General features: G+C 69.6%; 15 protein-coding genes. 6 read left to right on the forward strand and 9 right to left on the reverse strand.

What is annotated here, in order from left to right:
* Window positions 1–10: 10 nt before the first annotated feature.
* From OG876_RS30275 to OG876_RS30285, 3 genes are read left to right on the forward strand one after another with little or no spacing between them, the layout of a single operon-like run.
* On the forward strand, window positions 11–1,582 hold the full coding sequence (locus OG876_RS30275; protein WP_328520059.1) for a hypothetical protein: 1,572 nt from the start codon (window positions 11–13) through the stop codon (window positions 1,580–1,582).
* A gap of 10 nt (window positions 1,583–1,592) precedes the next feature.
* Entirely contained in the window at window positions 1,593–2,837 is a 1,245-nt protein-coding gene (locus tag OG876_RS30280; protein WP_328520060.1) for an ROK family transcriptional regulator, read from the forward strand.
* Window positions 2,838–2,844: 7 nt separating this feature from the next.
* The gene (locus OG876_RS30285) at window positions 2,845–4,119 is read left to right on the forward strand and encodes a glycoside hydrolase family 125 protein (protein ID WP_328520061.1); all 1,275 of its coding nucleotides are present in this window, start codon (window positions 2,845–2,847) and stop codon (window positions 4,117–4,119) included.
* Here the strand turns inward: OG876_RS30285 and OG876_RS30290 are convergent.
* Together OG876_RS30290 and OG876_RS30295 are read right to left on the reverse strand one after the other, a co-directional pair.
* Complete coding sequence (locus OG876_RS30290; protein WP_328520062.1) at window positions 4,112–4,957, reverse strand: ABC transporter permease subunit; 846 nt, start codon at window positions 4,955–4,957, stop codon at window positions 4,112–4,114. The two genes, OG876_RS30285 and OG876_RS30290, sit on opposite strands and share 8 nt — an antisense overlap.
* Window positions 4,947–5,855, reverse strand: coding sequence for an ABC transporter ATP-binding protein (locus OG876_RS30295; protein WP_328520063.1), 909 nt, complete (start codon window positions 5,853–5,855; stop codon window positions 4,947–4,949). The genes OG876_RS30290 and OG876_RS30295 overlap by 11 nt, the downstream gene beginning before the upstream one ends.
* 98 nt (window positions 5,856–5,953) lie before the next feature.
* On the opposite strand from OG876_RS30295, the gene OG876_RS30300 reads away from it, so the two are divergent.
* Window positions 5,954–6,538 (forward strand): GNAT family N-acetyltransferase, encoded by a 585-nt coding sequence (locus tag OG876_RS30300; protein ID WP_328520064.1) that lies wholly within the window; start codon window positions 5,954–5,956, stop codon window positions 6,536–6,538.
* A 3-nt stretch (window positions 6,539–6,541) separates the two neighbouring features.
* Here OG876_RS30300 and OG876_RS30305 read toward each other — a convergent pair whose 3' ends face one another.
* From OG876_RS30305 to OG876_RS30315, 3 genes are read right to left on the reverse strand one after another with little or no spacing between them, the layout of a single operon-like run.
* A complete protein-coding gene (locus tag OG876_RS30305) occupies window positions 6,542–7,207 on the reverse strand; it encodes a response regulator transcription factor (RefSeq protein WP_328520065.1) in 666 nt (221 codons plus the stop codon).
* A 21-nt stretch (window positions 7,208–7,228) separates the two neighbouring features.
* Complete coding sequence (locus OG876_RS30310; RefSeq protein WP_328520066.1) at window positions 7,229–7,885, reverse strand: response regulator transcription factor; 657 nt, start codon at window positions 7,883–7,885, stop codon at window positions 7,229–7,231.
* Complete coding sequence (locus OG876_RS30315) at window positions 7,882–9,030, reverse strand: sensor histidine kinase (RefSeq protein ID WP_328520067.1); 1,149 nt, start codon at window positions 9,028–9,030, stop codon at window positions 7,882–7,884. The genes OG876_RS30310 and OG876_RS30315 overlap by 4 nt, the downstream gene beginning before the upstream one ends.
* 155 nt (window positions 9,031–9,185) lie before the next feature.
* On the opposite strand from OG876_RS30315, the gene OG876_RS30320 reads away from it, so the two are divergent.
* Complete coding sequence (locus OG876_RS30320) at window positions 9,186–9,668, forward strand: DUF6069 family protein (protein ID WP_328520068.1); 483 nt, start codon at window positions 9,186–9,188, stop codon at window positions 9,666–9,668.
* Here OG876_RS30320 and OG876_RS30325 read toward each other — a convergent pair.
* A complete protein-coding gene (locus OG876_RS30325) occupies window positions 9,665–10,363 on the reverse strand; it encodes a FadR/GntR family transcriptional regulator (RefSeq protein WP_328520069.1) in 699 nt (232 codons plus the stop codon). The two genes, OG876_RS30320 and OG876_RS30325, sit on opposite strands and share 4 nt — an antisense overlap.
* A gap of 132 nt (window positions 10,364–10,495) precedes the next feature.
* Here OG876_RS30325 and OG876_RS30330 point away from each other — a divergent pair, with 132 nt between their 5' ends.
* A complete protein-coding gene (locus OG876_RS30330; RefSeq protein WP_328520070.1) occupies window positions 10,496–11,707 on the forward strand; it encodes an alpha-hydroxy acid oxidase in 1,212 nt (403 codons plus the stop codon).
* Here OG876_RS30330 and OG876_RS30335 read toward each other — a convergent pair.
* The 3 genes from OG876_RS30335 to OG876_RS30345 all read right to left on the reverse strand — a co-directional run bounded on the left by OG876_RS30335 (window position 11,654) and on the right by OG876_RS30345 (window position 14,846).
* The gene (locus OG876_RS30335; protein ID WP_328520071.1) at window positions 11,654–12,853 is read right to left on the reverse strand and encodes a sensor histidine kinase; all 1,200 of its coding nucleotides are present in this window, start codon (window positions 12,851–12,853) and stop codon (window positions 11,654–11,656) included. The genes OG876_RS30330 and OG876_RS30335 overlap by 54 nt on opposite strands.
* Before the next feature lie 77 nt (window positions 12,854–12,930).
* Window positions 12,931–13,569, reverse strand: a complete 639-nt coding sequence (locus OG876_RS30340) for a pyridoxamine 5'-phosphate oxidase family protein (RefSeq protein ID WP_328520072.1) — start codon at window positions 13,567–13,569, stop codon at window positions 12,931–12,933.
* On the reverse strand, window positions 13,569–14,846 hold the full coding sequence (locus OG876_RS30345) for an MFS transporter (RefSeq protein ID WP_328520073.1): 1,278 nt from the start codon (window positions 14,844–14,846) through the stop codon (window positions 13,569–13,571). Before OG876_RS30345 ends, OG876_RS30340 begins: the two co-directional genes overlap by 1 nt.
* Window positions 14,847–14,850: the final 4 nt, after the last annotated feature.

Raw genomic sequence — 14,850 nt, forward strand, 5'->3', positions numbered from 1 at the left:
AGGGAGTCAGGTGAGAGAACCGAGCGCTGTTTTCGTCCAGGCGGGCCTCTCGGACGGGCTGACCACCACGGTCCGGACCGGCGCGACCTGGTCGGCCGACGGCATCGACGTCAGCTGGTCGGACGGCGCCATCGAGGTCACCGGGCCGACCGTCTCGCGCGTCGCGCTCCGCTGGTCCGAACGGCTCCCCGCCGACGTGCTGATCCTCGGCGACGCCTGGGAACGCTCGTACGGCGACCTGCAGTGGCGTCACCAGCAACCCGAGCGACTGCTGCCGTGGTACTTCCTCACCCACGACCCGCAGACCGGTACGACGACCGGCGCAGGCGTCGACGTGCAGCCGAACGCCTTCTGCTCGTGGACCGTCGACGCCGACGGCTTCACGCTCTGGCTCGATCTCCGCAACGGCGGCGGTCCGACCGAGCTGAACGGACGTACGCTGGCCGCAGCGACTGTCCGTCGGTTCGAGGACGCCGGCTCGCCCTGGCTGACGCTGCACGCAGCGGTCGCCACCATGAGCACCCGGCTACCGGCGCGACCTGAGCCCGCGCCGGTGGTCGGGGCGAACAACTGGTACTACGCGTACGGCGAGAACTTCGACCAGAAAGCAGTAGAGGTCGACGCCGAGACGATCATGGAGCTCGCCGACGGTCACCCGGTCAAGCCGTTCAGCGTCGTCGACGACGGCTGGTACCCAGGCGGCATGGCGTCGGGCGGTCCGTGGGACGTGGGGACGCCGGGAGTCTTCGACGACATGGCAGGCACGGCCGCGGCGATCACGGCGATCGGCGCCCGCCCGGGGCTGTGGTTCCGCCCGCTGCTGGTTCGCGAGGCCGGTCCGTGGGGTCGCCCCGGGCCGCACGACAAACCCGGTCGCGCGCTCGATCCGTCGTACCCGGAGGTGCTCGACCTGGTCCGCGCCGATCTGCGGCGGTTCAAGGACTGGGGCTTCGAGCTGGTGAAGCACGACTTCAGCACGTACGACGTGTTCGGCCGGTTCGGGCCCGCGATGGGATCGCGACTGACGAGCAGCGGCTGGCAGTTGCATGATCCGTCCCGGACGACGGCGGAGATCGTGCTCGCGTTCTATCGCGAGATCCGGGCGGCCGCGGACGACGTCGTACTGATCGGCTGCAACACCGTCGGACACCTCGCGGCCGGGTTGGTCGACGTGCAGCGGACCGGTGACGACACGTCCGGACGGGACTGGGAGCGGACCCGCAAGATGGGCGTCAACACGCTCGCGTTCCGGTTGCCGCAGCACAACCGCTTCTTCGCCGTCGACGCCGACTGCGTCCCGTGTACGCCGCAGACGCCGTGGGAGCTGAACCAGCGGTTCCTGGATCTGGTCGCACGGTCGGGTACGGCGCTGTTCGTGTCGATCGATCCACAAGCCCGCACCGAGCAGTCGGACCGCGCGCTGAGCGACGGTATACGGTTGGCGCTCAGTGGTGGTGACGCGTCCGGGATCGAGCCGCTGGACTGGCTGACGAACACGACCCCGAACTCCTGGCGCTCGGGCGCCGAGACGATCCAGTACGACTGGTCACGTCCGTGGGGTGCGGACCCGATCTCCGACTAATGGGGGAGTTGTGACTGTACGCCGGGGCACGAACCTGGATCGTGTCGGCGGTTTCAACGATGCTGTCGTGCTCGATGCGATCCGCCGGAGCGAGCAGCTGAGCCGGGTCGAGCTCGCCGAGGTCACCGGCCTGTCCGGTCAGGCGATCTCCAACATCGCCCGCCGCCTCCTCGAGGCCGGTCTCGTCCGCGAAGCCGGCCGTCAGCGCAGCGCGGGCCTGGGCAAGCCGCGCACTCTGCTCGAGCTCGAACCCACCGGCCAGTACGCCGTCGGCGTACACCTCGACCCCGCCGTCGTGACCGTGGTCCTGCTCGACCTCACCGGCGATGTCGTCGCCCGCCGGCGGGTGGACACGCCGTACGCCGACGATCCCGACGTACTGATCGCCGGAATCGCTGCGACGATCGAGGACGTCACGACGCTCGCCGCCGCGCCACGGGATCGCGTGGTGGGTGTCGGAATCGCCGCACCGGGGCCGATCGATGCCGAGCGTGGTTTCGTGGTCGACCCACCCAACCTGGCGGCCTGGCATCTGGTCCCGATCCGGGACGAGCTCCGGGAGCGGACCGGGCTGCCAGTGCTGCTCGACAAGGATGTGACCGCTGCGGCGTCGGCCGAGAAGTGGGCCGGCGGAGGCGGGAGCTTCGTGTTCTTCTACTTGGGCACCGGCGTGGGTGCCGGCCTGGTGATCGGTGACGAGGTGGTCCGCGGTTCGTCCAGCAACGTGGGCGAGATCGGTCACGTCATCGTCGATCCGGACGGGCCGGTCTGCTACTGCGGGCGGCGCGGCTGCGTCGGCGAGGCGAGTCAGCCGCGGTACCTGGTGCAGCAGGCCGTCCGGGCCGGGGTGCTTGCCTCAGGCATCGATCTGGACGACCGGCAGGCCGTGGACGTGGCGTTCGCCCGGCTGTGTTCGCTGGCCGCCGCGGATCCGGGGCCGGCCCGGGAGATCGTTGCCGCACTGGCGGTCCGGATCGCCAAGGTGGTCGAGGACATCGCGAACCTGCTCGACCTGGAGCGGGTGGTGTTCGGCGGCCCGCACTGGGAGCGGCTCGCGCCCCTGTTCGGCGACGCGGTCCGGACCGCCTTGGACGGACGTTTCCTGGTCCGCTCCGTCCACCCCTTCGAAGTCGCCGGTACGGCGCTCGGCGTCGACGTCGGCGCGATCGGCGCGGCCAGCCTGGTCCTCGACCAGACCTTTTCGCCGAACCCCTCGGTACTGTTGCAGAGCCGCGAACTCGTGGCAGATAGGTGATGTGTTGATGATCGATCCCGAGGTCCTCGCCCGGGCTACCGCGGCGGTCCACCGGGCGACCGGCGACGCGACGATCGCGGAGATGTTCCGGCGCTCGATGGCCGAGAACCTGTCCGCCGTCGCCGAACGGCTGCCGGACGGGACGACGTTCGTGCTCACCGGCGACATCCCGGCGATGTGGTTGCGCGACTCCGCCGCCCAGCTCCGGCCGTACCTGCTGCTGTGCAAGGACGATCCGGGCCTGCAGGCGGTCCTGATCGGCGTCCTGCACCGGCAACTGGAGTACGTCGTCCTCGACCCGTACGCCAACGCGTTCAACCGCGAGGCGAACGGCGCCGGTCACACCACCGACGAGACCGAGATGTCGCCGTGGGTGTGGGAGCGCAAGTACGAGATCGACTCACTGTGTTTCCCGCTCGAGCTGGCGTACCGGCTCTGGCGGATCACCGGTCGGACCGACGTGATCGACGAGCGCTTCCGGGCCGCGGCCTCGGCGATCATCGACCTGTGGACCGTCGAGCAGGATCACGAGGAGAGGTCGCCGTACCGATTCCAGCGGGACGAGCCGGACATGCTGCCGTCGGACACGCTGGTCCGCGAAGGGCGGGGCCGGCTGACCCGGCCGACCGGGATGTCGTGGAGCGCGTTTCGGCCGAGTGACGACGCGACCGAGCTCGGGTTCAACGTGCCCGGCAACATGTTCGCGTCCGTCGTCCTTGGCTATCTGCAGGAGATCGCGGCTGAGGTGCTGAACGACGAGCCGCTGTCCGCGCGGGCCAAGGAACTCAAGGCCGACATCGACGACGGCATCGCCCGGCACGGCACGGTCGATCATCCGGAGCACGGCCACGTCTACGCCTACGAGGTCGACGGCGCCGGGGCGACGCTGCTGATGGACGACGCGAACATGCCGAGCCTGTTGGGCATCCCGTTGACCGGGTATGCCGCCGCCGACGACCCGATGTACGTCGCGACTCGCGGGCTGCTGCTGAGCCCGGAGAACCCGTACTACTACAGCGGTACGCAAGCTGCCGGCGTCGGCAGCCCGCACACACCGCCGAATCAGGTGTGGCCGATTGCCCTTGCTGTGCAGGGATTGACGAGCACGTCGGCGGAGGAGCGCCAGCGGTTGCTGGAGCTTCTGCGCGACACCACGGGCGGCACCGGTCTGATGCACGAGTCGTTCCACGTCGAGGATCCGGCCGTCTTCACCCGGGAGTGGTTCTCCTGGGCGAACGCGATGTTCTGCGAGCTCGCGTTGGTGCACGCCGGGATCAGGTGACGTCCCGGCGCCGCGTCGTCCAGACCGCGAGTACGGCGAACACCGCGCAGTAGCCGATCAGGGTCAGCAGGGCGCGCCCACCGCCGACGGCATCGCGAACGCCGGGTGGTGCGTCGTTGGCTGCCATGCCGGTGACGCTGAACACCAGCGAGCCCGCGTTCGTGCCGGGCAACACGTTGCCGAGGAACTTCAGGTCCGGCAACAGACTGCTGACCACGCCGGCCAGCAAGGTCTCGATGCCGAGAATCCACACCACACCGAGGCCGATCGGCAACGCGACGTTGCGGAAGGCAACGGCCAGAACGGCGCCTGCCAGGCACCACATCATCAGTACCAGCCAGCCACCGCCGAGACCTTGTAGCAGATCGATCGGGCCGGGCCAGTTCATCGCGGCGCCCTCGGCGGCCGCGATACCGATGCTGCAGAGCGCGCAGGCCGCGAAGATGCCGAGCACCCAGATCGCGATCATCGTGGCGAGTGCGAGGAACTGAGCCGCGAGTACGGCGCCGCGGCCGGGTCGCTGGGTGAGGATCGTCTTCAGCGTTCCCCAGGTGTACTCGCCGCCGATAACGATCGCACCGAGCACGAGGGCGAGCGCGCCGGCGAAGATCGGGTAGCCGCCGATCGTGTTGTCCAGGACGCGTTCCGGCAGCATGCCGCGGAGGATCTCGGCGCGCGGAATCCGGTTGGTCTGCGGGTTGTCGTCGCCGGTTGCGTAGCCCAGGTACGGCAGCAGGTAGCCGAAGATCAGGCTCAGTACCAGCCCGGCGCCGAACAGCACCCAGACGGCCGATCGCTTGCGGAGCTTCAGCAGCTCCGCTCGATAGCTACCCAGCATCGGTCTTCTCCCCGGTGGTGGTGAGCTCGAAGAAGATGTCCTCGAGAGCACGTTCGGTGCTGTGCAGTTCGGACACCGCGATCCCGGCCTGGACCAGCACCCGGTTCACCTCGGCGGCCCGGCCCGGGTCCACCTTCACCCTGAGAGTGTCGTCGTACAGGTGCACCGTGCCGGTGCCGAGGAAGTCGGTGAGGACCGATTGGGCGGCGTCGCGCGGTGTGGCGCGGACGACCAGTTCCTGCTCGCCGCGCAGCTCCTCGACGTTGTGCTCGGCAACCATCCGGCCGGAGTTGATGATCCCGACCCGGTCGCAGATCTGCTGCACCTCGCCGAGGAGGTGGCTGGAAAGCAGTACGGTCCGGCCGTCGGAGCCGAGTTCGCGGATCAGGCGGCGCATGTCGCGCATCCCGGCCGGGTCGAGCCCGTTGGTCGGCTCGTCGAGGATCACCAGCTCCGGATCCTTCAGCAGCGCGGCCGCGACCCCGAGCCGCTGCTTCATCCCCAGGGAGTACGTCGAGAACCGGTCCTTCGCCCGATCGGCGAGATCAACCAGCTCCAGGACCTCGTCGATCCGTTGTCGCGGCACGTCGGCGTACTCGGCCAGCAGACGCAGGTTGTCCAAGCCGGAGAGGTACGGATAGAACGCGGGCGACTCGATCATCGACCCGGTCCGGCCCAGTACGTCGGCCTGCCCGGGATGACCGCCGAGCACGCGGACGTCACCACTCGTCGGCGCGATCAGACCGGTCAGAATCCTGAGCGTGGTCGTCTTCCCGGCCCCGTTCGGCCCGAGGAACCCGTAGACCTCCCCAGACAGAACCGTCAGGTCGACACCGTCCACCGCGAGGGTGTCGCCGTACCTCTTCGTCAGCCCGCTGACCTCGACTAGCGCATCCATACCCCAGAGCGTGCCGGTGCGGGCCTGCCGACCGCGTCGCCCAGGAGGAGTGACCGCAGCTACCCCACTCGGAGTACTGCCGACCATACTGAGTGATCGTGGAGAGTCGAGAAGCAGTGCTGTCGGTTCGGCCGCTGGACGCCGAGACCTGGCCGGCGTTCGCTGCGCTGGTCGAAGCGAACAACGGGGTCTGGGGTGGATGCTGGTGCATGGGCTTCCACGTGAAGCTGGGGAAGGGACGCACCGCGGCCCAGAACCGCGCCGAGAAGGAGCAACGCGTGCGGGACGGGAACACCCATGCCGCGCTGGTCTTCGACGGCGACCAGTGCGTCGGCTGGTGCCAGTTCGGCACGCCTGAGGAGCTGCCCGAAGTCAAGAGCAGACGCCTGTACGAGAAGGGCCTGACCGACCTCCCCGACTGGCGCATCACCTGCTTCTTCACCGGCAAAGGTCACCGCGGCCGCGGTGTCGCCGACGCGGCCCTGGCGGGCGCCCTCGCCCAGATCGCCGAGTGCGGCGGTGGCACCGTGGAGGGCTACCCCGAGGAAACCGACGACCGGAAGGTCTCCGGTTCGTTCCTCCACACCGGCCCGATGCCCGCCTTCGAGTCCCACGGCTTCACCCGGATCCGTCCGATCTCCCCGCACCGCTGGGTCGTCGCCCGCACGGTCACGCCGGACTGAGCCTCAACCGAGCCAACCAGGCCGGACCAAGCCGGTCTGGTAGGCGACCACGACCAGCTGAGCGCGGTCGCGGACGCCGAGTTTGATCATGGCGCGGCTGACATGGGTCTTCGCCGTTGCCGGGCTGAGGACCAGGCGCTCGGCGATCTCGTCGTTCGAGAGGCCTTCGCCGACCAGGGCGACGATCTCCTTCTCGCGTTCGGTGAGGACGTCGAGTTCCTTGCTGGCGTGGGGCTGGCGGCTGCGGGACGCGAACTCCGCGACCAGGCGGCGCGTGACACCGGGGGAGAGGAGCGCATCGCCGCGCGCGACCACCCGGACCGCCTGCAGCAGCTCGACCGGCTCGGTGTCCTTCACCAGGAACCCGCTGGCCCCGACCCGCAGTGCCTCGAAGACGTACTCGTCCAGGTCGAACGTCGTCAGGATCACCACATGCACATCGGCAAGCTCCGCGTCGGCGCCGATCTGCCGGGTCGCCTCCAGTCCGTCGGTGCCCGGCATCCGGATGTCCATCAGCACCACATCGGGCTTCTCGGCCCGCGCGACCGTGACCGCCTCGGCCCCGTCTGCCACCTCGCCGATCACCGTGATGTCGTCCTCGGCGTTCAGCAACGACCGGAACCCGGCCCGCACCAACGCCTGATCGTCCGCCAGCAGCACCCTGATCATGCGCTCACGCTAGAGCATCGGTCAGGCCAAGCCGGCGTCGTGCGCCAGCAGCGCGATCTGGGTACGGTTCCCGAGCTCGAGCTTGGTGAGGATGTGCGAGATGTGCGCCTTCACCGTCGCCACGCTCATGTAGAGCTCGGCGGCGATCTGCGCGTTCGACTTCCCCTGGGCGACAGCGAGCATCACGTCGTACTCACGGGGTGACAGCCGCTGGAGCGACGTCTGCGCGATGGTGTGCGCGTCGGCCTGGGTCGCGGCCTGGTCCATCAGTCGCCGGGTGATCGCCGGTGACAGGATCGGGTCGCCGGCAGCCACCCGTCGTACCGCCTCGACGATCTGCGCGGGTGGCGTGTCCTTCAGCAGGAAGCCACTCGCCCCGGCGCGCAGCGCGTGCAGCACGTTCTCGTCGGTGTCGAACGTCGTGAGGACGACGACCTCCGGCGGATTGGTCCGCGCCCGCAACCGCCGGGTCGCGACGATCCCGTCGACCCGCGGCATCCGCAGGTCCATCAGCACGATGTCCGGGAAATGCGCGTCCACCGCGGCCGGTACCTCGTCGCCGTCGGCGGCCTGGCCGACCACGGCGATCCCGTTCGCGCCGTCGAGCATCATCTCCAGGCTCGCCCGGACCAGCGCGTCGTCGTCCACCACCAGGACCCGGATGGTCGTCTCGCTCATGGGGGCCACGGTAGCGAGGCCTCGAGCCGGAAGCCGCCACCGGGCACCCGTCCATGGTCCAGCGTGCCGCCGGCGAGTTGCACCCGCTCCGTCAGGCCGACCAGCCCGGTCCCGCTGCCCGGGGTGAGGGGCGTCCCGTTGGACGCCGGATTGGTCAGCTCGATCCGCAGCCCGTCACCCGGCCGCCCCGCCACCGTCAGCGTGACCGGATGCCCGGCCGCGTGCTTGCGCGCGTTGGTGAGCCCTTCCTGCACGATCCGGTACGCCGTCCGTCCCGTTGCCGGCGGCAATGACGTGGCGTCGGCGACACGGTCGTCGTACGAGATCGCCGTACCGGCCTCCCGGGACTCCTCGACGAGTGCCCGGAGGTCGCCGAACGTCGGCTGCGGCCGGCCGCCCGGGAGATCGTCGATCTCGGTGTCGCGCAGCACGCTGATCACCTCACGCAGCTCGTCGAGTGCCTGGTGCACGCCGGTGCGGATCACGCCGGCTGCCTTGGCGAGCTTCTCCGGCGACGAATCCGGACGGTATTCGAGGGCACCGGCGTACGTCGCCAGCAGGGACAGGCGATGCGCGAGGACGTCGTGCATCTCGCGTGCCATCTGGGTCCGTTCGAGGGTCCGCGCCTCGGCGACCCGACGGCCCTGCTCGGCCTCGGCCCGTTGCGCCCGCTCCCGGAGCGAGGAGAGGAGCTGCTGCCGGGCCTGGACCCATTGACCCCAGCCGAGCAGTGCGGCGTGGACGGCGAAGTCGAGTACGGCGAACCACAGGAACGGGAGATTGCCGATCGGCCACAACAGACCCTGGACGAGGTGCGCCGTCGCCTGAAACAGGGCGACGGGCCCCGCCGTACGCAAGGGGAATCGCAGAGCGACGGTCAGCGTGGCGGCTGTCGATGCTGGCGTCGCTGCGGGGGAGACAGCGGCCAGTACTGCCAGTGCGATCGCTGTCGGTATCGGGTGGCGGCGCAACCCCAGCAGCAGCCCGCAGGCGACGATCCCGACCACGATGTCCAGTGCGAGCCACTTATGCTGGGCGGGGTCCGACATCCGGCCGACGATCGTCAGCGCCGACAGCACCCCGATCGCGACGACGCCCGACACCTCGGCCGCCAGATTGCGCCGCGCCGGCAGACAACTCTCCATGCCGCCGACCCTAGGCCCCGCACTCAACCGTCACCACCGACCAAAGTCGATGCCTGGCCGACTTCGGACCACCTCACGACAGCCCCCGGACCGATGCCGCCAACCCCTGCCCTCCAGGACTGTTGACCTCACAACACCGAACCCCGGAGGCACACATGCCAACCAACCACATCGACTCCACCGCTCCCGCCGGCGTTGGCGGCTCTCGCCTTCCTGCGGCTCCGGACGACCCGAGGCCGATCCGGGTTCCCGGTCGCAGCCGGCTGGCTGTGGTCGGCGTGACCGTCGCCGCCGCACTCGCCGTGTGGGCGATCCTCGCGCCGCTCGCCGGCATCACGCTGGAAGCCCAGCAGGGCGGCCGGATGCACATCAACGCCGGCTCGGTCTTCTTCGCGTCGGCAGTCGTGGCCTTCGCCGGCTGGGGACTCCTCGCCATCCTGGAACGTCGTACCCCCAACGCCCGCACGGTCTGGACCGTCGTGGCCGTGATCACCTGGATCGTGTCCCTCGGCAGCCCACTCTTCAACGGCATCGGTGTCGAGGCCAAGCTCGGCCTCGCCTCGCTCCACCTCGTCGTCGGCGCCGCGGTGATCGCCGGACTCCGCCGTACCGCCCTGACCGCCGCCGAGCGCTGCTAGGGCACCTGGAGCTGGGCGGCCTGATAGAAGCCACGGATATGCGCAGTCACCAACTCGGCCGCGTTGTCCGGCTGACCGGTGCGGACCGCGGTCAGGATCGCGCGATGCTCGGCGCGCAGTCCGACCGCGGTCGCCTCCCAGTCCGGCAGATTCGGTACGGCGGCCAGCACGTACTCGTGGATCGCGGACCGCAGTGACGCCATCACCGCCGCGATCAGCACGTTCCCGGCCAGCGCCGAGAGCGCGACGTGGAACTCCGCGTCGAGCAGATGGAACTCGTCGGGTGACAACCCGGGGCGATCCATCCGGTCGAGCAGCGCCTCGGCGACCTCGAGCTCACTCGGCTCCACCTGCCGCCCAGCCGCCTCCCGGGCCGCCCAGGACTCCAGCAGCAGGCGGGTCTGGACGACGTCCCCCATCGGCAGATGATTCGTTGCCAGATGCAACCGCAGTACGGCGGTCAGCGGCGACACCGGCTCCGCCACGATCACCGCGCCGGCCTCGGGTCCAGACCCGGTCGCGGTCCGCACCACGCCCATCGCCTCGAGCACCCGGACCGCCTCCCGCACCGACGGACGGCTGATCCCGAGCTGCTCGGCCAGCACTCGCTCGCCGGGCAGCCGGCCGCCGATCCGCAGCCGCCCTGCCGCCAGGTCCGCCTCGACGCGGTGCAGGACCAGCTCGTAGTTCTTCACGCCACCCCTTCGGTTCGTGGACGACTGTACCTGTGTGGTCGGACCACAGGCTATGCTGTGGTCCGACCACAGATCGGGCGTGCCGGTTCGCCGTACGCAGGCCTGGTCTCCGCCGGCCGTTCCGGAGTACTGATGACCGATCGACAGCTGCCCAAATGGTCCGAGCTGAAGCCGCTGCTGCGGCCGAAGCCGATCACGGCGAACCCGACCGACCGCCGGCTGGAGAAGGCGCTCACGATCGCGGATCTGCGCGCGATCGCCAAGCGCCGGACGCCGCGGTCGGTCTTCGACTACACCGACGGCGCGGCCGAGGCGGAGATCAGCCTGAGCCGGGCCCGCCGGCTGTTCGCCGAGATGGAGCTGCAGCCCTCGATCCTGCGCGACGTCTCCGAGATCGACCTGGGCACGTCGATCCTGGGCGGGCGCTCGGAGCTGCCGTTCGCGTTCGCGCCGACCGGATTCACCCGGATGATGAACCACGAGGGCGAGAGCGCGGTCGTCAAGGTCGCCGAGCAGATCGGGATTCCGTACGCGCTGTCCACGATGGGCACCACGTCGATCGAGGACGTCGCGGCGGCCGCGCCGGACGCCCGGAAGTGGTTCCAGCTGTACGTGTGGAAGGACCGGGACGCGGGGGAGGACCTGGTCAAGCGATCCGCGGCCGCTGGGTACGAGGCGCTGATGCTGACGGTCGACGTACCGGTCGCGGGTGCGCGGCTGCGCGACGTACGCAACGGCTTCACCATCCCGCCGTCGCTGACCGCGAAGACCGTGCTCGACGCGTCGCTGCACCCGGCCTGGTGGGCGAACCTGCTGACCACGCGGCCGCTGACGTTCGCCTCGCTGTCCACCTGGCACGGTACGGTCGCCGAGCTGCTGGACAAGCTGTTCGACCCGACCATGACGATCGACGACCTGACCTGGCTGCGCTCGATCTGGTCCGGGCCGTTGATCGTCAAAGGCATCCAGACCGTCGAGGACGCCCGCCGGGTGGTCGACGCCGGCGCCGACGCGATCGTCCTGTCGAACCACGGTGGCCGTCAGCTCGACCGGGCGCCGACGCCGCTGCGCATCCTCCCCGACGTCCGCAAGGCGGTGGGCACTGACGCCGAGATCTATCTCGACACGGGGATCATGTCGGGCGCGGACATCGTCGCCGCGATCGCACTGGGTGCCGACGCCTGCCTGGTCGGCCGCGCGTACCTCTACGGTCTGATGGCCGGCGGTCAGCGTGGTGTGGCCCGGGCCGCCGAGATCCTCACCAAGGAGGTCCGGCGGACGATGGCTCTGCTAGGCGTGTCCCGGGTCGCCGACCTCAACCCGTCCCACGTCCGTCTGCCCTGACCGTTCGGGCAGCGGCAACGTCGCGATGATCCGCAGGCCGCCGGTCGGCGTGCGGGTCGCGGTGAGGGTGCCGCCGAGAGCGGTGGCGCGTTCCCGCATGCCGACGATGCCGTTGCCTTCCGTCGGCGCCCCGGTGAGCGAGTGACCGTCGTCGTCGACCTGGAGTACGAGTGCCTGGTCGCCGTACTGGATCCGCACGGTCGCCGCGGTCGCCCTGGCATGCCGTACGACGTTCGTGAGCGACTCCTGGATGATCCGGAACGCGGCCCGGTCCAACCCGGTCGGCAACGGCTGCGGGTCGCCGTGGACGACCGTGTGCACCTCCAGGCCGGCGCGGGAAGTCCGGCTGACCAGGTGCTCCAGCCGATCGAGCCCGGTGACCGGTTGCCGGGGCGCCGACTCGTCGGACTGCCGCAGGATCCCGACGATCGACCGCAGCTCCACCAGGGCTTCCTTGCTGGCGTCCTTGATCGCCGACAGCGCCGGGCCGGCCTGCTCGGGCTGCCGATCGACCAGGTGCAGCGCGGTCGACGCCTGCACGTTGATCAGCGAGATGTGGTGGGCCACGACGTCGTGAAGCTCCTGCGCGATCCGCAGCCGCTCCTCACCGGCCTGCCGCAGCTCCGCTTCCTTCCGGGTCCGCGCCGCCGCCATCACCCGGTCGCGGTGTGCGCGGAAGAGTTCCGCCACGAACCCCAGTACGACGAAGCACGCGCCGACCAGGAGGACCTGGTACACGCCGTCGTGGTTGATGCCGAGCACCATTCGCCCGCCGACGTGCCCGATGTACAGAGCGGCCAGGGCCGACCAGCCCGCGAGCCGATACCCGAGCCGGATGCTCGTGAAGACGGCGATGATGAACGGGAAGACGACCGGACCCCACGGGTACTGCATCAGCATGTAGACGAGGGTCGCGACGACGGTTGTCCACAGCACCGGAATCGGGTGGGTCCGCAGCCAGTAGAGCGGCAGCGACGCCGTCAGGAGCAGCAGCACCATGAACCAGTCGGCGGGCCGGCGGTCCGGCTGGCCGTCGGCCGCTCCGAACGAGCCGACGACCAGGAAAACGGCCAGGAACAGCGGCAGCGCAAACCGGCGCACCCGGGCCCCGAGGGTGGCGGCGTCGATCGGCTCAGTCGTGCTCACACTACGAAACCGTAGAGGGCGGCGGGCCGGGTGTCATCGTCGCCACGGAGTATCCGGGGCTGCTCCCGGCGCGGTAGTCAGTACTTGACCTGGTAGATCTTCTCCTCGTAGGCCTTGCCGTAGTACTGCTCGAGCTCGGCCAGGTCGGTGTCCTGCCGTTCGAGCGTCTTGGAGATCTGCGCGCGCCTCGGCATCGCGTCCGGCTCCCAGGTCTCGGGCTTCCAGAGCTTCGAGCGCAGGAACGCCTTCGAGCAGTGGTGGAAGATCTCCTCGATCTCCACCAGCAACGCCAGCTGCGGGCGGTTCCCCTTGACGATCATCTCGTCGAAGAACGGCGCTTCCTTGACGATCCGGGCCCGTCCGTTGATCCGCAGCGTGTCGCCGCGGCCGGGGATGAAGTAGATCAGCCCGACGTGCGGGTTGCTCAGGATGTTGGTGAACCCATCGACCCGCCGGTTCCCCGCGCGCTCGGGGATCGCGATCGTCGTGGCGTCGAAGACCTTGGTGAACCCCGCCGGGTCGCCCTTCGGCGAGACGTCGCAGCTGCCGTCGGCGGCCGACGTGGCGATGAGGCAGAACGGCGACGCGGCCAGCCACTGCCGGTCCAGGTCGTGCAACTCCTTGCGGGCCTTACCGGCCGCGGCGGCCAGCGGCTGCGGAACCACGTCCCGCAGTTCGTCGTGCGATGTGATTTCAACCAGTCCGGGAATCTCCATCAGGCGGCGTTCTCCTTTGCCGGCAACGGCTGGACGGCCCTCGTCCGTGCTGCCCATCGTACGGCGGGACCAGTTGCGCAACTGGTCCCCAGGAACAGTGCACCGACGACGATCCAGCCGATCGGACCCCAGCCGAGGATGACGGTGGTGAGCAGCGCCGGGCCGAGCATGCGGGCGATCGCGGGGCCGGTGCCGAAGAAGCCCTGGTACTGGCCCTGCTTGTCAGCCGGTGCGAGACCGAAGCTGATCTCCCACGCACCGGACGCCAGCTTCATCTCTCCGAGCGTCAGTAGCGCGGCGGCGAGCACCAGTACGACGGCAGCCGTCGCCGCGTTCATCCTGGCGGCGGAGATCGCGAAGACGCCGCAGGCGGCCAGCATGGCGACTCCGGCGTACCGGACCGAGCGGGTAGCGGTGTGGAAGTTCGTCACGCTCTTGGCGATCCGCACCTGGAACAGCGTGACTCCCAGCGTGTTGACGATCAGTAGCGAGGCGACGACCCAGTCCGGCGCATCGGTGTGCGAGACGATCCACAGCGGGGCGACGAGGCTGAGCAGCGGCATGAAGAGCAACATGATCGCGTTCAGCAGCGCGAGGACGGCGTACGGCCGGTCCCGCAGTACGGCGAGGCGCGGTTCGCCCTTGATCCGTGTACTGACGGCAACCGCCGGAACGCGGTGGATCAGGCGGGCCGCGATCAGGAAGCTGACCGCGTCGATCGCGAAGACCGTCAGGTACGCCGCTGAGGTGTCGAAGCGGAGCGCGATACCGCCGAGCGCGGCGCCGACTGCGAGTCCGCCGTTGACCGTGGACTGGAGGAACGCGCGGATCCGGGTGCGCTCGGCCGGCTGCACCAGCCCTGCGAGCAGTGCCTGACGCGCGGCGGTCAGTCCGGTCTGACTGCTTGCATAAGTGATCGCCGCAACCAGGAACAGCGGGAAGCTTCGCACGAACAGGAACGAGCCGACTGAGGCTGCCGTGGTCAACGCCAGTGCGACCGCAACCCCGCGGGCGCCCTTGCGGTCGGCCAGGTTGCCCAGCGGGACACCCGTGAGGAAGCCGACCAACCAGGCGACTGTGAGTCCGAGTCCGACTTCGGCGGTGGACAACCCGACCACACGGGTGAAGAACAGCGCTGAGGTGACGATGAAGGCTCCGTCGCCCACCGAGTTGGCCAGTTGCGCCATCGCCAGGTCCCGGGCCGCTCCGGCCGGCGGCAGGATGCTGGAAGGCCGGCGGTCACGCTTGCTGCGGATGCGGTCGGCGGTGAGGCTCATCGGG

The organism is Kribbella sp. NBC_00359, from assembly GCF_036097425.1.
GTDB lineage: Bacteria > Actinomycetota > Actinomycetes > Propionibacteriales > Kribbellaceae > Kribbella.